Source organism: Gordonia sp. NPDC003504, from assembly GCF_053587995.1.
The window spans coordinates 1-14,906 of record NZ_JBSFPC010000022.1; the positions used below are offsets into that span (position 1 = coordinate 1).

At 67.9% G+C, this 14,906-nt stretch carries 13 protein-coding genes and 1 pseudogene; 6 read left to right on the forward strand and 8 right to left on the reverse strand.

The genetic code is table 11. The features are described from left to right. The 4 genes and pseudogenes from ACWDPV_RS23280 to ACWDPV_RS23295 form a co-directional block, all read right to left on the reverse strand. Positions 1 to 72 (reverse strand): annotated as a pseudogene (locus ACWDPV_RS23280) (CbtA family protein); the annotation flags it as partial. A 250-nt stretch (positions 73 to 322) separates the two neighbouring features. Next, on the reverse strand, positions 323 to 2,032 hold the full coding sequence (locus ACWDPV_RS23285; protein WP_449744868.1) for an FAD-dependent oxidoreductase: 1,710 nt from the start codon (positions 2,030 to 2,032) through the stop codon (positions 323 to 325). 54 nt (positions 2,033 to 2,086) lie between these two features. Further along, entirely contained in the window at positions 2,087 to 3,205 is a 1,119-nt protein-coding gene (locus tag ACWDPV_RS23290) for a hypothetical protein (protein ID WP_449744869.1), read from the reverse strand. Beyond that, positions 3,205 to 4,371 carry a phosphotransferase family protein gene (locus tag ACWDPV_RS23295; RefSeq protein ID WP_449744870.1) on the reverse strand — a complete coding sequence of 389 codons (1,167 nt, stop codon included), beginning with the start codon at positions 4,369 to 4,371 and terminating at the stop codon, positions 3,205 to 3,207. Before ACWDPV_RS23295 ends, ACWDPV_RS23290 begins: the two co-directional genes overlap by 1 nt. A 41-nt stretch (positions 4,372 to 4,412) precedes the next feature. Between ACWDPV_RS23295 and ACWDPV_RS23300 the strand changes: the two genes are divergently transcribed. Next, positions 4,413 to 5,030: a TetR/AcrR family transcriptional regulator gene (locus ACWDPV_RS23300; protein WP_449744871.1), complete on the forward strand. Its 618-nt coding sequence runs from the start codon at positions 4,413 to 4,415 to the stop codon at positions 5,028 to 5,030. A gap of 89 nt (positions 5,031 to 5,119) precedes the next feature. Here ACWDPV_RS23300 and ACWDPV_RS23305 read toward each other — a convergent pair whose 3' ends face one another. Further along, positions 5,120 to 7,162, reverse strand: a complete 2,043-nt coding sequence (locus ACWDPV_RS23305; RefSeq protein WP_449744872.1) for an OPT family oligopeptide transporter — start codon at positions 7,160 to 7,162, stop codon at positions 5,120 to 5,122. A 180-nt stretch (positions 7,163 to 7,342) separates the two neighbouring features. On the opposite strand from ACWDPV_RS23305, the gene ACWDPV_RS23310 reads away from it, so the two are divergent. Next, a complete protein-coding gene (locus ACWDPV_RS23310; RefSeq protein WP_449744873.1) occupies positions 7,343 to 7,828 on the forward strand; it encodes a PPOX class F420-dependent oxidoreductase in 486 nt (161 codons plus the stop codon). Positions 7,829 to 7,837: 9 nt separating this feature from the next. On the opposite strand, the gene ACWDPV_RS23315 is transcribed toward ACWDPV_RS23310, so the two are convergent. Next, entirely contained in the window at positions 7,838 to 9,106 is a 1,269-nt protein-coding gene (locus ACWDPV_RS23315; protein ID WP_449744874.1) for an aspartate aminotransferase family protein, read from the reverse strand. Between the two features lie 164 nt (positions 9,107 to 9,270). Then, positions 9,271 to 10,134 carry a ribokinase gene (locus ACWDPV_RS23320; protein ID WP_449744875.1) on the reverse strand — a complete coding sequence of 288 codons (864 nt, stop codon included), beginning with the start codon at positions 10,132 to 10,134 and terminating at the stop codon, positions 9,271 to 9,273. Positions 10,135 to 10,393: 259 nt separating this feature from the next. Here ACWDPV_RS23320 and ACWDPV_RS23325 point away from each other — a divergent pair, with 259 nt between their 5' ends. From ACWDPV_RS23325 to ACWDPV_RS23340, 4 genes are all read left to right on the forward strand, one after another. Continuing rightward, positions 10,394 to 10,672: a hypothetical protein gene (locus tag ACWDPV_RS23325; protein WP_449744876.1), complete on the forward strand. Its 279-nt coding sequence runs from the start codon at positions 10,394 to 10,396 to the stop codon at positions 10,670 to 10,672. Beyond that, positions 10,647 to 11,342, forward strand: a complete 696-nt coding sequence (locus ACWDPV_RS23330) for a GntR family transcriptional regulator (protein WP_348806252.1) — start codon at positions 10,647 to 10,649, stop codon at positions 11,340 to 11,342. Before ACWDPV_RS23325 ends, ACWDPV_RS23330 begins: the two co-directional genes overlap by 26 nt. Before the next feature lie 45 nt (positions 11,343 to 11,387). Continuing rightward, positions 11,388 to 12,509, forward strand: coding sequence for an alpha/beta hydrolase (locus tag ACWDPV_RS23335; protein ID WP_425476192.1), 1,122 nt, complete (start codon positions 11,388 to 11,390; stop codon positions 12,507 to 12,509). A gap of 73 nt (positions 12,510 to 12,582) precedes the next feature. Further along, complete coding sequence (locus ACWDPV_RS23340) at positions 12,583 to 13,062, forward strand: GNAT family N-acetyltransferase (RefSeq protein ID WP_348808910.1); 480 nt, start codon at positions 12,583 to 12,585, stop codon at positions 13,060 to 13,062. Positions 13,063 to 13,098: 36 nt separating this feature from the next. Here the strand turns inward: ACWDPV_RS23340 and ACWDPV_RS23345 are convergent, their stop codons facing one another. Continuing rightward, positions 13,099 to 14,853 carry an FAD-dependent oxidoreductase gene (locus ACWDPV_RS23345; RefSeq protein WP_348806333.1) on the reverse strand — a complete coding sequence of 585 codons (1,755 nt, stop codon included), beginning with the start codon at positions 14,851 to 14,853 and terminating at the stop codon, positions 13,099 to 13,101. Positions 14,854 to 14,906: the final 53 nt, after the last annotated feature.

Sequence of the window (14,906 nt, forward strand, 5' to 3'; positions counted from 1 at the left end):
GGCACTCGATCGTGCCCCGATGGTGTCGTCGTCACCCACTGCCGGCGGATTGGCCGGGTAGGCGAAGAACGGGTCTGAGCCGCGCCTGGCGTGTGTGTCTAGCCCTTGCCGAAGAACCGAGCGAACATGCCCGGCTCGCCCGCATGCCCTTGGCAGCGTTGCGATTGCGGGATGCCGCGCATCACCTGGTCGACGTGATTACCGCAGCCTCGCCAGCTGGCCTTTCCGCATTTCCGGCAGGTCGTTCGTTGGCACATGGGTACTCCTCGGGGTTGGTGAAGATGGGGGGTCGGTGAGATGGGGTGGGTGTGATGGTGCGAGGTCAGGCGGTGGTGCGTTCGTCGGCCACGATGTGGTCGGCGGCCGCCGCACCGAACCAGCCGAGGAAGGTCAGCATCCCGCCGGAGAGATTCGCGACGTCGGGTAGGGACGCGGACAGGGCGCGGGTGGCCAGGTATGAGCGCATGCCCGAGTGGCAGTAGACGCGCACCGGCCGGCCGTCGGCGGCCGCCCGGACCTCCTCGATCCGCTCACGAATCTCGGTGTGCGGGATGTTGAGTGCTCCGGGCAGGTGTCCGCCGGCGTACTCGTCGGCCGAGCGGGCGTCGAGCACCAATGACGAGACGAGGACGGTGTCGACGTCGGCGGCGTGCCAGAGTCGCACGGTGCCGGTGGCGATGTTGTCGGCGATCATGCCCGCGAGGTTCACCGGATCCTTGGCGGATCCGTAGGGCGGCGCGTAGGCGAGGTCGAGATCGATCAGATCGGCGGCGCTCATGTGATTGCGGATCGCTGTGGCGAGCACGTCGATTCGCTTGTCGACGCCGTCGAGACCGACCGCCTGGGCGCCCAGCAGGAGTCCGTCACCCGCGCGGACGTGCAGCATCAGACTGATCTGTTCGGCCCCCGGGAAGTACCCGGCATGACTGTTCGGATGCAGATGCATTGTCCGATAATCGATTCCGGACACATCCAGAGCTGACCGGTTGGCGCCGGTGAGGGCGGCGGTGAGCTCGCCGACGCGGACGATCGCCGTGCCCAAGGGGGCCGGGATCGGCCGGGCGGTCTCGGGTCGGAGGATGGCGTCGGCGACCTGCCGGCCCGCGCGATTGGCCGGCCCGGCCAGGGCGACGGGGCGTCGCATACCGGTGACCGCATCGGTGGAGACCGTCGCATCCCCGACGGCCCAGATGCGGTCGAGGTTGGTCCGGCCATGCTCGTCGACGACGATCGCACCGCGTTCGCAGGCCACGCCGGCGGCCTCGAAGGGGGCGGTATCCGGGATGACGCCGATGGACAGCACGATCACATCGGCGGGAATCCGGGTGCCGTCCGACAGGATCACCGTCGCGGTCGGGTCATCGGAATCGGCTGTGGCGCCATGGTATTCGACCTCGGTAGCGGCGATACCGTCGTGAACCGCGATGCCCAGGCGGGTCAGTTCATCGCGCACGGCGGAGGCCAACTCGCGTTCGAGGGGCGGCAGCACGTGGTCGGAGAGTTCGACGAGGGCCACCTCGAGGCCACGCAGGCGCAGGGCCTCGGCCGCCTCGACGCCGATGAAGCCGGCACCGAGGACCACGGCGCGCCGTGCGCCGTCGAGCACGCGTTCGCGCAGGGCGACGGCGTCGCCGACGGTGCGCAACGTGGTGACGCATTCGGCGTCGAGGCCGGGGATCGGCGGGCGGACGGCGCGCGCTCCGGGCGCCAGGATCAGGTGGTCGTAGGCCATCTCGTCGATGCCGCCGGCGGTGGCCACGCGCACCCGACGGGTGTCCGGGTCCACCGCGATCACCTCGTGGTTGACCCGGACGTCGAGGTTCAGTGTCTCGGCGAGGGTTTCCGGCGTGTGCAGCAGGAGTTCGTCGCGGTCGGCGATCTCACCGCCGACGTAGTACGGCAACCCGCAGTTGGCGAACGACGGGTGCGGACCGCGTTCGAGGACGATGATCTCGGCATGCTCGTCGAGACGCCGAGCACGGGCCGCCGCACTCATACCTCCGGCGACACCGCCGACGACAACAATTCTCATACCCCCGAGGGTATATACCCCCGGGGGTACAAGGCAAGCGGTGTGGCGCAGAACTCAGGGCGCGACCGACAACCAGTCCGCGAAACCCGACGGATCGTGGCGGCCCAGCGCGCCGTGCTCGAAGAGTCCCCAGCCGTCGCGGGTGGTGCCGTCGGCCTCCCGGCAGATCGCGTGTCCGACGTGATCGATGACCCCGAACGGGATGCGGCCCGCGACGGCCGGATCGGACAGCGAGTACGTGCGACGCTCGGTGAAATCGGCGCCCTTCCACACCCCGTGCGTCCAGTCGGGATCGCCGCCGTAGCCGCCGCCCACGTGGATCGGTACCGCCAGCCGCGACGTGACCTCGAGGTGCACGGCCGCCCCGGACGGGTCGGTGGCCTCGATGGTGGCGCCGGTCGGAATCCTGGTACCCGGACGGTAGCGGACGGTGATCCGAGGCCAGCCCAGTTGCTCGACGCGGCCGTCCTTCCACACCCGGCTGCAGTCGTTGAGCGTGCGGAAGCCATCCGGGGATTCCTGCACGATCAGCACGAGCTGGAAGTCGTCGAAGGCCATCGGGATGTAGTTCCACCACATGCCCTCGAAGGGTGGATCGGCCGGGCGACCCGCGGGCTCGGGTTCGCCGACCGGCCGGATACCCCAGGACCGGTCGCGGGTGCCGATCCAGGTGGCGGGGTTGACGGTGATCTCCTCGCCGTCGACGACGATGCGGCCCCGCCACGTGCCGACCTGGGCGAAGCGCTGGGCGTCGAGGGTCACCTTGGGGCCGGTGCGCATCAGGTGCGGCATCTCCTGCAGGGCGTCGAACAGCCCGGTGAAGGTGAGGTCGATCTCGATGCCCTCGGTCTCGGCGAGGCAGATGTGCAGCGAATGCAGGGGATCGGTGACGTCGATGCGGTAGTCGCCGACGTGCTGGTGCAGGCGATCGGCGTCGATCGCATCGGACAGGTGCACCGCGGTCTGGGCGTCACCACCTCGATTGATCAGTACGAACGCATCTTTCACGCCCAGATTCGGGTAGTAGCCGATGCCGGTGATCAGGAAGATCTCACCGCTCCGGTCGTGCGCGTTGAAGTAGGAGCGGTCGTAGAAGTTGCGATCGGAGCTTGCGGGCCAGGCAATCGGTTGGGGTACTTGATGAATCGGGAACTCGTCGGCGGGGCCGAGCATCAGTGTCCTTCCTCGGGTGTGGTGATGAGACGTTCGAGCAGGATACGGTGATAGAACAGTTCGGCGTCGATGTCGCCGGGCGGGTCGATCTCCCCGAAGTGCACGCGTCGCGCGCCGGCACGCATGAAGACGCAGCACCAGATGACGCCGGCGAACACCGAGAACCACTGCAGATCACCGAGTTCGACGCCGGTCGCGTCGCGGTAGGTGGCGCGGACGTCGTCCTCGCGCATGAAGTCCGGCAAGCCGGGCAGGGCCGCCAGGCCGGACAGCTCCTGGAATACCCGGTGGGCGAAGATGATCCAGGCAACATCGAGTTCCCGTGGGCCGAATGTGGCCATCTCCCAGTCGAGTACGGCCACCGGTGCGAAGTCCCGATAGATCACGTTGCCGATGCGGGCGTCACCCCACACCAGCACCGAGGGGCGGGCGGCCGCGTCGGTGGGGAAGTTCTCCCGTAGCCAGATGAGCGCGCGGTCGACGAGAGGCGAACGGCCGATCGCGGCAGCCGACGACTCGTACCATTCGACCAGCCAGGAGAACCGGCTGCCGAGGTCGGTGTCGGATGGCGGTCCACCATCGCGCAGGAAGTCGAAGGTGGCGGCTGCGTCGGGTATCGAATGCAGCTCGGCGATCAGGCGCACCGTCGAATCCTGCAGGACTCGTTGCTCTTCCGTCGACGCGTCGAAGAGCCAGTTGTCGCCGAAGGTGTATGGCATGACATCCGGCGGTACCAGACCGTCGACGCGGTCCATCAGGAAGAACGGAGAGCCGGCCACGTCGCCGGTCGGTTCGAGCCAGTGCACTTGCGGAATCGGCACGGCGGTGGCCGCGGCCGCGCGGCGCATCGCCTCGTATTGATGATCGAGGCGGTAGGTGTCGAAGACCGGGATGTCCTCTGCCCGTGGCGCCATCCGCATCACCCAACGCTCCGGAGATTGCTCACCGGGCCAACGGGCGTCGACCATGATGGTCTCCGACGACATGCCGTTCGCGTCGCCGCCGGCGTCGATGTGCAGGTCCGGGCGACCACGATCGGGTGCCCGGACGGCGATCCAGTCCGCGAGAGTGTCGGCGAGCGACGAGGTGTCGCGCGCCGAGCGCTGGAGAGGATCCACATGGGTGTCGACGGTGGGAGTGCCCGTCGAGGATGCCGATTCGGTCATGATGCTCCATTCGCCCCGATTCCGCTACGCTCGGTTGCGTTATGACAGCAGACCAGGTGTCCCCGCGCAGCGAAATCCGGAAATCCGCCGGGAGACCTCGCGATGAGGCGATCGACGGGGCAGTCATCGGCGCGACCCGTGAGCTCCTCGTCGATGTCGGATACGCCCGGTTGACGATGTCGGCGGTGGCCGAACGCGCCGGGACCACCAAGACGGCCATCTATCGTCGGTGGACGGGTAAACCCGATCTCGTGCACGACGCGACCCTGCGCCGATTCACCACGCTGGTGTCACAAACCGGCGACCTCGACGCCGACCTCGCCTCGATGATCGCCGAGGTGCGCGAGGTGTTCGGCAGCCCGGTTACCCGCGCCGCGTTACCCGGCCTGATCGCCGACATGGCCGCCGACCCGGCACTGCATCGGCAGGTCCTCGAAGGCTTCGGCGGGGTTTTCGGGGCCGTCGGCGTGCGGCTCGAGGCCGCGCGTGACGCCGGTGCCATCGGTGCGGACGTCGACGCCACTCTGCTCATCGAGATGCTCGGTGGCGCGGCCATTCTGCACACCCTGATGCGGCCCGAGGCGCCGCTCGACGACTACTGGGGGATGCAGATGAAGCGCATGGTCGCCGCGATCCTGGCGCCGGCGTCGTCGGGGTAGCTCCGCGCGCAACTCCCGTTTGCGCGGAATGCATTGCGCGCAAACGGGAGTCGAGCGTGCAGTTACCGTGGACCGGTTGACGCAGTGGCTCAGAGCCGCTTGGTCATGTCCGCCTTCGGGCCGGGCGTGCCGCCGGCGCTCGCGAGGCGCTGCGCGTACTTGTACAGTCCGCCGACGAGCAGAACGAAGAAGACGACGCCGAGCCAGATCGCGTAATTCTCGAAGCCGTCGCCGACGACGGCGAGTGCAGAATCGTCGCCGGTGGCCGCAACGATGCCGGCGAAGATGACACCGAAGAGGCTTTCACCGACGATCAGGCCGGTGGCCATCAGCACGCCGATCCGCTTCTTCTGCTCGGCGTCGCCGCCGGAACGATCGGCCCACTTGTTGTAGAAGACACCGAGGATCGCGCCGATCGGGATGACCAACGTCAACGACATCGGCAGGTACATCCCCATGCCGACGGCGAGCGGCGGAACCCGCAGCCGCCGAGTCGTGAGACCGAGTACCTCGTCGACGATGATGACGCCGATCCCGATGAGTGCGCCGATCCCGAGGAGGCTCCAGTTGAGCGAACCGCCGAGGACGCCGGTGGCCAGGGTGGACAGCAACTGGGCCTGCGGTGCCGACAGGGCATCATCGCCGGCTCCGGGCATCCCGGCGAAGCCGAAGGTGTTGTTCATCAGTTCCAGGATGGGCGGGATGATGATCGACCCGAAGAGGACGCCGATGATCAACGCGACCTGCTGCTTCCACGGTGTGGCGCCGACGAGCTGGCCGGTCTTGAGGTCCTGGAGATTGTCGTTGGAGATGGTGGCGACGCCGAAGACGATCGCGGCGGCGAACAGCGTGTAGGCGATGAGCGCGTCGATTTCGCTGCCCGACGCCGTCCCGTAGACGATCTTCACCAGGACCGCGGCGATGATGACGACGAGGATGCCGACACCCGAGATGGGGCTGTTGGACGAACCGATCAGGCCGGCCATGTAGCCGCACACGGCGGCGATGACCAGACCGATGGTCACCACGAACAGGATGGTGACGGAGATGATACCGCCCGACGACCCGTCGATCGGGTTGGTGGACTGCCCCGACGCGGGGGTGTGTACGAAGTCCCAGAGCAACAATCCGATCGGGATGAGCATCGCCACGACGGTGGCCCCGACGTAGGTGATCGGGATGTCGCGTTCGGTGATGTCGACGGTGACCCCCGCGCGTCGTGAACGCGAGGACGTCAGGGCATTGGAGATGCCGGTGATGATCGGCCGCAGAATCTTGATCAGGGTCCACACCGCCGCCACGGCGATCGCGCCCGCGCCGATGAGCCGGACGTCGTCGGAGAAGACGGTGTCGAGGACGTCGCCGATGGCGCCGGTGGATGCGGTGAAGTCACCCCACGAGTAGATCGGCATCAGGATGAAGTAGGAGATGATCAGACCCACGAGCATGGCGATGCCGACGGTCAGGCCGACGAGGTGCCCGACACCGATCAGGGCCAGCGATAGGCTCGCGCCGAAAATAGTTCCACCGGAACCGATTTTGAGGTATGCACCCAACGAGTCGGTGACGATCCGCATCTTGGCCAGCAACGCGAACAGCGCCGATCCGAGCGATCCGGCGATGATCGCGATGAGGCCGGCGCGGTTGCTCTCCGCGCCCGCCTCGGTCTCGCCGACCTTGAGAACCTCTGCTGCGGCAACACCTTCCGGATATGGGAGGTCGGAGCCGGTGACGAGTGCGCGGCGTAGCGGGATCGAGTACATCACGCCGAGGATGCCGCCGACGGCGCAGACCGCCATCGTGATCCAGTAGGGGAATCCGGTCCACCAGCCGATCATCACCAGGCCCGGGATGACGAAGATGATCGCCGACAGCGTGCCCGCGGCCGAGGCGATCGTCTGGACGATGTTGTTCTCGATGATCGAGTGATGGGCAAAGAACCGCAGAACGGCCATCGAGATCACCGCTGCGGGAATGGCTGTGGCGAAGGTGAGACCGACCTTGAGGCCGAGGTATACGTTCGCGGCGGTGAACACGAGGGTGATCAGGCCGCCGAGAATGATGCCCCGAACGGTCAACTCCCGCAGGGTCGGTGACGCGGCGGGAGGGGTGGCGACAGGAGATTCAGACATAGCGGGCTCTCCTTCGTAGATGGGTTTGTCACACCATAAGCCCGGGTTGGTGCGGATGTCGCCGAACGCCACGGTCCTCGATACCGCGGCGATGACGGCCGCCAATGCGCTGTGCTGTGGTCTCCGGTCCATCGGTGTTCTCCGGTCCATCGGGGCCGTGCCCATGGTTAGGGTGGCGGTATGCCCAGAACCATCGCCACCGCCACCGACGTCGAGAAGGCCGAACTCATCGACTTCGTCACGCCTCGCCACAAGATGCTCCTGCTCACCACCCGTGGCTCCGGCGCGCCGCAACTCTCGCCGGTCAGCGGTGGTGTGGACGCGCAGGGCCGCATCGTCATCGCGACCTATCCCGCTCGTGCCAAGACGGTCAATGCCGCACGGCGACCGCAGGTCAGCGTGTGCGTGATCTCCGATGAATGGAATGGCCCGTGGGTGCAGGTCGACGGCACCGCCGAGGTCCTCGACATGCCCGAGGCCGAGGACGCGCTGGTCGACTACTTCCGGTGCATCTCCGGTGAGCACCCGGACTGGGACGAGTACCGCGAGGCGATGCGGGTGCAGAACAAATCGGTCATCCGCATCACCCCGACGTCGTGGGGACCGGTGGCCACCGGCGGATTCCCCGCCGAGGTGGCCGCGGCTCTCGACGCGAAGGACGGCTGACCTGCCGGGTCACGCGTCGAGTTCGGCGATGGCCTGCTCCAGGATCGACAGACCCAGTTCCAGCTCGTCGTCGGAGGCGGTCAGCGGCGGCGCGATTCGGAAGGTGCCGCCCATGCCGGGTAACTGGACGACGTTCATGTGCAATCCGAGGTCGTAACAGCGGCGGGTGACCTGGGCGCCGAGGCGGTCGGCGTCAGAATCGACGAGCTCGAGTCCCTGCAGCAGCCCGCGGCCGCGGACGTCACCCACCACACTGTGGCGGTCTTGGATACGAAGCAGGCCGTCGCGCAACAGTTTTCCGGCGTGTGTCGCACGGGTATCGAGGTGATCGCGTTCGAGGACGTCGAGCACGGTGTTGCCGACGGCGGCGACGAGCGGGTCGGAGACATGGGTGGTGAAGAACAGGAAGCCGCGGTCGTGGGCGGCCTGTTCGATCTCGGTGCTGGTGATGGTGGCCGCGAGGGGCAGGCCGGCGCCCAGGGTCTTGGAGAGGGTGATGATGTCGGGGACGACACCGTCACGTTCGAAGGCGTACCAGGTGCCGGTCCGGCACAGCCCGGTCTGCGCCTCGTCGAGGATCAGCAGCATGTCCCGTTCCCGGCATTTGCGTTGCAGCGCAGCCAGATAACCCGGCGGAAGGTCGATGACCCCGCCGGAGGACAGGATGGGTTCGACGATGCAGGCGGCCAGCGAACCCACCGACTGCGCGTCGATGAGACCGAATCCGAAGTCGAGTTGCCGTTCCCAGTCGAGGGTGCCGTCGGCGTGGGTGAAGTCGGGACGGAACGAATCCGGTGTCGGCAGAGCATAATTGCCGGCGGCGACCGGACCGTAGCCGCCGCGTCCCGCGCTGTAGGTGGCGGCGGCCGCCGCGTGCGTCATGCCGTGCCAGGAGCGGGCGAACGAGACGATCTCGTGCTTGCCGGTGACGAGTTTCGCCAGGCGGATCGCGGCCTCGTTGGATTCGGCACCAGTGGTCAGCAGCAGCACCTTGTCAAGCGGATCGGGCAACGAATCCGACAGACGTGCAGCCAGTTCCAGCACAGGCTCGGACAGCATGCCGCTGAAGAGATGATCGAGGGTGGCGGCCTGCCGGGAGATGGTCGCGACGATCTCCGGGTGCGCATGCCCGAGGATCGCCGACATCTGCCCCGAGGTGAAGTCGAGGATGCGTCGGCCGTCGGCGGTGTAGACGAAGCTGCCCTCCGCGCGGGCTATCAGCTCGGGTGAGAAGGTCCCGCCGTACCGAATCAGGTGGCGGGTGTGGTCGGACGTCATGGGGCCGAGGTTACGAGGGATTGGCTGTGGACGCATGTTCGTCAGGTGGCTCTTGTGTCCCGTCTTCCTCGAACCTGGGCGCTGTCAGCGTTGGAGAGGGCGCTGTCAGCGTTGAGGTGAGCGCTGTCAACGGGTGCGTGTATGAACGAGGCGGTCGGGTTGGCTCAGTGTGCCGTCGGACCGCGCTCGACGAATTCGGTTGCCGCGCTTGCCGCGTGCCGGGCAGCGGCCAGGAGGTCGAGGCCACCGGCGAGATGGGCGGCCAGGACTCCGGCGAAGACGTCGCCGGCACCGGTGGTGTCGGTGGCCGTCACGGCGCGGACCTCGATGTGATGTTCACCCGCGTCGTCGATCACGACGACCCCGTCGCCGCCGCGGGTGATCACCACGCTGCGACACGTCGAGCCCAGCTTCTCCGGACCGCCGTAGTAGGCGTCCTCGACCTCGTTGACGATCACCGGATCCGCGATGGCGAGAATGGAATCATTCAGCGGCGCAACCGGACTGGGATTGAGAATGAATCGTCGCCGGTGGCCGCGGCACCAGTCGGCCACCGCCTCGGTGATCGCCATGGGGCACTCGAGTTGGGTCAGGACGACGTCGGGATCGAGTCCATCCAGCGCGGTGAGCGTGTGATCGATGGGCAGGTCGGCGTTGGCGCCGGACAGGACGATGATGCGGTTGGTGCCGTGCGCGTCGACCTCGATGACGGCCCGTCCGCTGATGCCCTCGGCGCGGTGGATGTGGTCGACGTCGACGCCGGCGGATCGCTGATGAGTCAGCATCGTCTCGGCCGCGGCGTCGTCGCCGACGGCGCCGACCAACGCCACCCGGGCGCGTCCGGCGGCGGCGAGGGCCTGGTTGGCGCCCTTGCCGCCGGGCCGTTCGGTCTGCGTCAGGCCGAGGACGGTTTCGGAGTCGGCCGGAAGTCGATCCACGCGGACCACCTGGTCGAGATTGAGGGTGCCCACCACGGCGACGGCGCCGGTGTCCTCGGATGGCGCTGCGCTCGGGTCGTGAGTGGTCATCGACGATGAGTATGCCCGGTCGCCAGAACCGGCCGCTGAGCGCGACTCTACATTTAATATTTTAAGTATGTTAGCCTGACCGGCAGAACCTGAGATATCAGTCACAAGCGGACACTCCTCTGCGGGATGATCGTCGGAGCACCACTACGGCACAGGAGTCGCCGTCGTCCACGGCACCCGCTTGGCGGGCACCCGGCGACTCGGTCGGTCACCCGGGCGGACGCGCTCGTGGTCCGGCCTCGCGAGAAAGAAGACGTCCATGGCCACCACCTACCTGCCCGATCTCGACGAGGCGACCGCGGTCCTCACCAACGCGCAGACGCGCATCGCGATCCCGCGGCGCAGGCGGTACGCCATCGGCCGGCACACGACTCCGTCACGACAGGGCGATCGTGTGACGCGCAATGCCCGTTCGGTTGTCCCGATCGGGGAACGCATCGACGAATTCGGGCACGAGACAATAAGGTTCGGTAGGGGAAGTGCGGTCGGGGATGACGAGAGGAGACAAGGCGATGGCAGCTGTGCGGCTCGGTCGTAAACAGCTCACCGATGAGGTCGCCGACCACTTGCGTACCCGGATCATGACCGGAGACATCCGTCCCGGTCAGTTCATCCGGCTCGACGAGACAGCGTCCGCGCTCGGATGCAGCGTCACGCCGGTCCGCGAGGCGTTGGTCACGCTGCGGGGTGAAGGTCTGGTCCGGTCGTCCCCTCATCGCGGGTTCATCGTCGAGAATCTCGAACGCGGTGACATCGTCGACCTCTTCTGGATGCAGGCCGAGTTGTCGGCGCGCCTGGCGACCCACGCCATCGCCGATCCGGAGTTGGCGCGCAGCCTCACGGAATTGGCGACCATCGTCGATGAACTCGAGGCCGCCGTCGACACCGGCAATGCCGATCGGGTCCTCGATCGCGAGTTCGCCTTTCACCGTCACGTGAATCTGATGGCGCACAGCAAGAAACTCGCCTGGTTCCTGTTCGAGGCCAACAAGTACTCACCGCATCAGCTCTATGCGCACGATCCGGAGTGGGGCCGCCAGGCCGTCGCCAGCCACCGCCGACTCATCGGTTTTCTGCGCGATGGCGACGAGGCCTCGATCCGGACCGAGATCCACGCCCGGTTCGCCGACGCCCGCGATCGGCTGATCCGCAGTCTCGACGCCGTCAACTTCTGGGACGACGACGAGTCCCGCGAGCACGCGTCCTAAAGGGCTGCCGCCTCGCCGATGGGTGCGTCGCGTAGATTCGCCAGGATGTCGAGCCCCGCAATCGCGCCGAAAGACAACGAGGCGCCGTCCACCGCCGAAGGTGCGCTCCTCGTCCTGCGGATGTTGGGAGGCCACCAGGTGGCCCCCGACGTGCAGACCGAGCACACCGTCCTGCACACCGGTGAGCACCGGGAACTGCGCAGATACGGCAGTGACGCCGATCGTGCCGCGGCGCGCGTCGCCGGTCGTCCCCCGGTGCTGCTGGTACCGCCGCTGGCGGTGTCGGCCCGCTGCTACGACCTCGGCCCGGGGCAGTCGGTGGTGGCGAAGCTGCTCGAGGACGGACGGGTGCCCTACGTCGTCGACTTCGGTGACGTCGGGCGCGCCGACCGTGACATGGGCTTTTCCGACTACTTCGACGACATCGTGCCCCAGGCCGTCGGCCGGGTTCTCGCCGACTATCACGGTGGCGACGAGGCGTCCGCGTCGTCGACGGGCGACCTCGTCGATCTCATGGCGTGGAGCATCGGCGGGACGATCACGTTCCTGACCGCGGCCGCGCATCCGGAACTGCCGATCCGGTCGATCACCGCCATCGGCACGCCCCTCGACTACGCGAAGGTTCCGCCGTATCCGCTGGTCAAGACGCTGATGAAGCCGACCGGCGGCACCCTGATCTCCGGTGCGCTGCGCGCCCTCGGCGGCATCCCGGCACCGCTGGTGCGGCTCGCCTACCGGGCGACGGCGTGGGAGCGGGAACTGAAGAAACCCGCTTACATCATGCGCAACGCCCACGACACCGATGCGCTGGCGCGGATGCAGGTGATCGACCGTTTCCAGACGACGATGCCGGGATATGCGGGCAAGGTATCGCTGCAGATGTGGGAGAACTTCATCTACCGCGACGAACTCGCGTCCGGGGTGCTCAATTTCGACGGCAGGCTCGTCGACCTGACGTCCATCACCGCACCCATCCAGCTGTTCGGCAGCCACCGCGACGCGATCGTCAGCTGGGCCGCCGCCCGGCACGGAGTCGACCTGTTCGCCGACTCCGAGCAGGTCCATTTCGCGACCGTGGAGACCAGTCACCTCGGTCTCATCGCCGGTGATGCCGCGACCCGCGAGACCTGGCCACGGGTCCGGGAATTCCTCGCCTCGCTCGACTGAGTCGATCGCGCCCGGGTCTCGACGCGCGGTGTGCGGGCGGTCCGACCGTGACGCTCTGACTTGATCGGCTGTCATGGAAACCGCCGTGGTGATCCTGTCCGCATCCGACGCCGGCGAGTTGCTCACGTTGCAGCGTGCCGCCTACGTCACCGAGGCCCAGGCGCATGACGATGTCTGGCGACCCCCGTTGGTGCAGTCGCCGGACGAGGTGACGACCGAGCTCTCGGCGTCGAACGTCCTGGCGCTGGGGCTCCGGGACACCAACGGGCGTCTCGTCGGCGCCGTCCGGGTGACCGTCGATCCCGCGACGACGATCGCCGAACTCGGCCGGCTCGTCGTCGCTCCGGATGTCCAGGGCCAGGGTCTGGGTAGCCGGCTGCTGGCATTGGCCGAGCAGCGGCTGCCTCCCGAAGTCGGCGAGATGCGCCTGTTCACCGGCGACCGCAGCGTCGGCAACCTGCGGCTGTACGCCAGAGTCGGTTTCCGGGAGACACACCGAACACCGACCTCGGGTGGATACGCACTGGTTCACCTGACCAAGGATGTGCGGTAGACCGGCTCCGACGAAGGGCGGCGTCGCCGGGTGGGCTCAGGCCCGCACGCAGGTCTCCACCCACTCGTGGACCAGGGGCACCACGCTCGCGCCCTCACCGGATGCCGACGCGACCCGCTTCATCGAACCGGCGCGGATGTCGCCGGCGGCGAACACCCCCGCGGCGCTGGTCGCGAGGTTCGCCGGGGGCAGGCCGTCGGCCCATCGGTTCTTGGGGACGTCGCGGCCGGTGAGGACGAAGCCGTGATCGTCGCGCGCGATCTCCGTGGAGACCCATTCGCAGTGCGGTTCGGCACCGATCAGCAGGAACAGCCCGCCGACGGCGCGTCGCTCGTCCTCGCCGGTGTCGCGATGATGCAGCGTCACCCAGTCCAGCGAACCGTCGCCGCCGCCGTCGACGACCTCGCATCGACCGCACACGCTGATGCGCGGATGGAAGGTGATCTCGCCGATCAGGTACTGCGACATGGTGGCCGACAGGTCATCGCGGCGGACCACGATCGTCACCGACCGCGCGAACCGGGCCAGGTGGATGGCCGCCTGACCGGCCGAGTTGCCGCCGCCGACGACGATCACGTCGCGGCCCTCCATCTCGCGGGCCGCCGACATCGCCGCGCCGTAGAAGACGCCGACGCCGACCAAGGCCTCCAGTGAGTCGACGCCGACCCGTCGGTAGTCGACGCCGCTGCTGATCAGGACGGCGTGCGAGCGCACATCGCCGCCGTCGGTGACGAGGCGGTGCGGGGTGTGCTCGCTGCCGAGTTCGAGGCCGCCCGGTTCGAGGCCGCCGAGTTCGAGTCTGTGGACCGGCCACCCGGAGTAGAACCGCGCACCGAAGCGCACCGCCTGCACCCGGGCCCGCTGGGCCAGCCGCATCCCGGAGATCCCGCGCGGGAAACCGAGGTAGTTGCGGATCATCGAACTCGTGCCGGCCTGCCCGCCGATCACCGACGATTCGATCACCACCGTCGACAGTCCTTCGCTGGCCGCGTAGACCGCGGCCGCCAGACCGGCCGGGCCGGCGCCCACGATGGCCAGATCCACCACCGCCTCCTCGTCCACATCCGAGGGCCGCCCGTAGAGCATGGCCGACACCTCGCGGGCCGACGACGGTGCGATGACCAGCCCGTGGTTGAGGCTGATCATCGACTGGAGCAGCGGGAACGACGGTGCGGAGTCGGGATCGTCGGGCTCGGGCACGTACGCGGCGAGCGCCTCACGCCCGGCCGGACTGTCGGGGGGATAGGTGCGATGCGGCATGCCCGAACGGTCGAGCATGTCCCGGATCTCGAGGGTCAGTGCGGTCGGCTCGTCGGTGATGATCCGGACGGCCTCGACGACCGGGGCGGCGATGGTCGAGCCCCAGTCGGACAGCATCTCGGTGATCGCGTAGTGGAACTCCTCGTCGCGGGCGCCGCGCGGCATCAGCAGGAAGGTGTCGAACTTGCCCTTGCGCAGCGCCGGACGCAGTGCCGCCGAGGTCACCGCGAAGGTCTCCCAGGCGATGGCGACGACGCGGCGTGCGGTCGGCGTGATGGAGCGAAAGGTGTGCAGCGCCTCCATGAGTGGCATGTCGGGCAACTCCGAATCGGCGACGATGAGCGCCACCGGATCACCACGGCCGGCCAGCTGACCGAGTGCCACGATCGCCTCGATCGCCGACGCCACGCAACGCACGTGGTAGTCGCGGCGGTACCGGCCGAACTCGTCGGCGAGGGCGTCGGCGTGGGTGCCCGACACCAGCAGGATCGTGGGGGTTGCGGCGTCGGCGGGTGCCGCGGTGCCGGGGATCGGTTCGGTGTCGACGCTGGCCGGATCGGGATGAGACGCGGGGTCGGGAGCGG

Bases quoted from the DNA above. Each gene is read 5' to 3' on its own strand.
- ACWDPV_RS23300 (WP_449744871.1), top strand. From the start codon at position 4,413: ATGACAGCAGACCAGGTGTCCCCGCGCAGCGAAATCCGGAAATCCGCC.
- ACWDPV_RS23310 (WP_449744873.1), top strand. From the start codon at position 7,343: ATGCCCAGAACCATCGCCACCGCCACCGACGTCGAGAAGGCCGAACTC.
- ACWDPV_RS23305 (WP_449744872.1), bottom strand. From the start codon at position 7,162: ATGTCTGAATCTCCTGTCGCCACCCCTCCCGCCGCGTCACCGACCCTG.
- ACWDPV_RS23330 (WP_348806252.1), top strand. From the start codon at position 10,647: ATGGCAGCTGTGCGGCTCGGTCGTAAACAGCTCACCGATGAGGTCGCC.
- ACWDPV_RS23295 (WP_449744870.1), bottom strand. From the start codon at position 4,371: ATGACCGAATCGGCATCCTCGACGGGCACTCCCACCGTCGACACCCAT.
- ACWDPV_RS23290 (WP_449744869.1), bottom strand. From the start codon at position 3,205: ATGCTCGGCCCCGCCGACGAGTTCCCGATTCATCAAGTACCCCAACCG.
- ACWDPV_RS23335 (WP_425476192.1), top strand. From the start codon at position 11,388: ATGTCGAGCCCCGCAATCGCGCCGAAAGACAACGAGGCGCCGTCCACC.
- ACWDPV_RS23340 (WP_348808910.1), top strand. From the start codon at position 12,583: ATGGAAACCGCCGTGGTGATCCTGTCCGCATCCGACGCCGGCGAGTTG.
- ACWDPV_RS23325 (WP_449744876.1), top strand. From the start codon at position 10,394: ATGGCCACCACCTACCTGCCCGATCTCGACGAGGCGACCGCGGTCCTC.
- ACWDPV_RS23285 (WP_449744868.1), bottom strand. From the start codon at position 2,032: ATGAGAATTGTTGTCGTCGGCGGTGTCGCCGGAGGTATGAGTGCGGCG.
- ACWDPV_RS23315 (WP_449744874.1), bottom strand. From the start codon at position 9,106: ATGACGTCCGACCACACCCGCCACCTGATTCGGTACGGCGGGACCTTC.
- ACWDPV_RS23320 (WP_449744875.1), bottom strand. From the start codon at position 10,134: ATGACCACTCACGACCCGAGCGCAGCGCCATCCGAGGACACCGGCGCC.